General features: G+C 65.4%; 2 protein-coding genes. Both read left to right on the forward strand.

Annotation, left to right across the window (positions count from 1 at the left end; translation table 11 throughout):
- Nucleotides 1–165 precede the first annotated feature (165 nt).
- The gene (gene clpS / locus V7Z54_RS09625; protein ID WP_334136169.1) at nucleotides 166–513 is read left to right on the forward strand and encodes an ATP-dependent Clp protease adapter ClpS; all 348 of its coding nucleotides are present in this window, start codon (nucleotides 166–168) and stop codon (nucleotides 511–513) included.
- A gap of 81 nt (nucleotides 514–594) precedes the next feature.
- The gene (clpA, locus tag V7Z54_RS09630; protein WP_334136171.1) at nucleotides 595–2937 is read left to right on the forward strand and encodes an ATP-dependent Clp protease ATP-binding subunit ClpA; all 2343 of its coding nucleotides are present in this window, start codon (nucleotides 595–597) and stop codon (nucleotides 2935–2937) included.
- Nucleotides 2938–3182: the final 245 nt, after the last annotated feature.

Below are 3182 nucleotides of genomic sequence, written 5' to 3' on the forward strand. Positions count from 1 at the left end.
ACGTAAGCGGCCGCCCCAGTGTCGGCGATGCCGCGTCGCATTCATGGTGAAGACCACAGCCGCCCGTCGAGGCGGCTGTGTCGTTTTGGGGCAACCAGCGCAGAAGCGATAAATGGCGCAACCGCACGCCCTGCGGGGGCGTCGGATTTATTGCAGAATGTTGCCATGGCCACGACACCCCGACAACCCGACTTGACGCCGCGCCTGCCGGACGCGGGCGACGCGGTGGTGGTGGAGCGTCGCCGCCAGCGCGTGCAACCGCCGAAGATGTATCAGGTCGTCCTGCTCAACGACGACTTCACGCCCATGGAGTTCGTCGTGCGCGTGCTGCAAGAGTTTTTCAACAAGGACCGCGAGACGGCCACGCAGATCATGCTGAAGGTGCATGTGCACGGGCGGGGCGTGTGCGGCGTGTACACGCGCGACATCGCCACCACCAAGGTGGAGCAGGTCACGCAGGCGGCACGCGCCGCCGGGCATCCGCTGCAGTGCATAGCCGAGCCGGTTGAATAGCGCCGCGTTTGCCCCACATACCCAAAGGTGCCGGTGCCCGCATTGCGCTACAGTGGAACCCAGAAGTGAAGGAAGTGCCCCATGATTGCCCAAGAACTTGAAGTCAGTTTGCACATGGCCTTTGTCGAGGCCCGGCAGCAGCGGCACGAATTCATCACCGTCGAGCACCTGCTGCTGGCGCTACTGGACAACCCCAGCGCGGCGGAGGTGCTGCGCGCGTGCAACGCCAACATCGACGATTTGCGCAAGTCGCTGACCACCTTCATCAAGGACAACACGCCGGTGGTGCCGGGCACCGAGGAGGTGGACACGCAGCCCACGCTGGGCTTTCAGCGCGTGATCCAGCGCGCCATCATGCACGTGCAGTCCACCGGCAACGGCAAGAAGGAGGTCACCGGCGCCAATGTGCTGGTGGCCATCTTTGGCGAGAAGGACTCGCACGCCGTGTATTACCTGCACCAGCAGGGCATCACGCGGCTGGATGTGGTCAACTACATCGCGCACGGCATCCGCAAGGGCGAAACGCCCGAGCCTGCTAAGCCCGCCGAGGGACCGTCCGGCGAGGCCGACGAAGGCGGCGAGGCCAAGAGCGGCGAGAAGGCGTCGGTGCTGGAGCAGTTCACGCAGAACCTGAACCAGCTGGCGCGCGACGGCAAGATCGACCCGCTCATCGGCCGTGACTACGAGGTCGAGCGCGTCATTCAGATTCTGTGCCGCCGCCGCAAGAACAACCCGTTGTTGGTCGGCGAAGCCGGTGTGGGCAAGACGGCGATCGCCGAGGGGCTGGCGTGGCGCATCGTGCAAAAAGAGGTGCCCGAGGTGCTGTCCGACGCCACCGTCTACTCGCTGGACATGGGCGCGCTGCTGGCGGGCACCAAGTATCGCGGCGATTTCGAGCAGCGCCTCAAGGGCGTGCTCAAAGCGCTGAAAGACCGACCGCACGCCATTCTGTTCATCGACGAGATCCACACGCTCATCGGGGCCGGGGCGGCCTCAGGTGGCACGCTGGATGCGTCCAACCTGCTCAAGCCCGCGCTGTCCAGCGGGCAGCTCAAGTGCATCGGTGCCACCACGTTCACCGAGTACCGCGGCATTTTCGAGAAGGACGCGGCGCTGTCGCGGCGCTTCCAGAAGGTGGACGTGGTAGAGCCGACGGTGGAGCAGACGGTGGAGATCCTCAAGGGCCTGAAGTCGCGCTTCGAGGCGCACCACAACGTCAAGTATGCGGCCGCCGCGCTGCAGGCGGCGGCCGAACTGTCGGCCAAATACATCACCGACCGCCACCTGCCGGACAAGGCCATCGACGTCATCGACGAGGCCGGCGCAGCGCAGCGCGTGGCGCCGGCTTCCAAGCGCAAGAAAACCATCGGCAAGGCCGAAATCGAGGAGATCGTCGCCAAGATCGCTCGCATTCCGCCGGCTACCGTCAGCAGCGACGACCGCAGCAAGCTGCAGAACCTGGAGCGTGATTTGAAGGCGGTGGTGTTCGGGCAGGATCAGGCGCTGGAGGTGCTGGCCTCGGCGGTGAAGATGGCGCGTTCGGGCCTGGGCAAGCCGGACAAGCCCATCGGCGCGTTCCTCTTCAGCGGGCCCACCGGCGTCGGCAAGACCGAGGCCGCCAAGCAGCTGGCCTACATCCTGGGCATCGATCTGGTGCGCTTTGACATGTCGGAGTACATGGAGCGCCACGCGGTCAGCCGCCTCATCGGCGCGCCGCCCGGTTATGTGGGATTCGACCAGGGCGGGTTGCTGACCGAGGCCATCACCAAGAAGCCGCATTGCGTGCTGTTGCTCGACGAGATCGAAAAGGCGCACCCGGATATTTTCAACGTGCTGCTGCAGGTCATGGACCACGGGACCCTGACCGACAACAACGGCCGCAAGGCCGATTTCCGCAACGTCATCATCATCATGACGACGAATGCGGGGGCCGAGACGATGCAAAAGTCCACCATTGGCTTTACGACGCAGCGGCAGGCGGGCGACGAGATGGCCGACATCAAGCGGCTGTTTACACCTGAGTTCCGCAACCGGCTCGACGCCATCGTCAGCTTCAAGCCGCTGGATGAGCAGGTCATCCTGCGCGTGGTGGATAAGTTCTTGCTGCAGTTGGAGCAGCAGTTGGCCGAAAAGCGGGTGGAGGTCACCTTCACCGACGCGCTGCGCAAGCACCTGGCCAGGAAGGGTTTCGACCCGCTGATGGGGGCGCGGCCGATGCAGCGGTTGATTCAGGACACTATCCGCCGCGCGCTGGCCGACGAACTGTTGTTCGGCCGCCTGGTCGACGGTGGCCGCCTGACGGTGGACGTCGAGACGGCGGCCGAAGGCAAGGAGCCGCAAGTCAAGCTCGACATCCAGCCGTTGCCGAAAAAGGACGTGCGTCGCGCCGAGCCGGCCGAGCCGGAAGAGGCCACGGCCGACTGAAGGGATCGGGCGCTGCCAAGGAGCGGCATCCTGGCGGCGGGGCTGTTGCCCGTCTGCTAAGGCCCGCTGGGGGGCGGCGTACGTCCGCCTGCGGTGTGAACGTGACAGACTGAGAGCCCCAGCGCTGCCCGTCTCGGTTTACCAAGCCGGACGATGTTGGCCGAGCGAGCCGGTGGGCAATTGGGTGTCGGCTACCCCAAAGCACCCTCGGCCACCAGCAGGGCGCGCTTGCGCGGCAGGCCCCA

It is taken from the genome of Tepidimonas sp., from assembly GCF_036824975.1.
In the GTDB taxonomy this organism is placed as follows: domain Bacteria; phylum Pseudomonadota; class Gammaproteobacteria; order Burkholderiales; family Burkholderiaceae_C; genus Tepidimonas.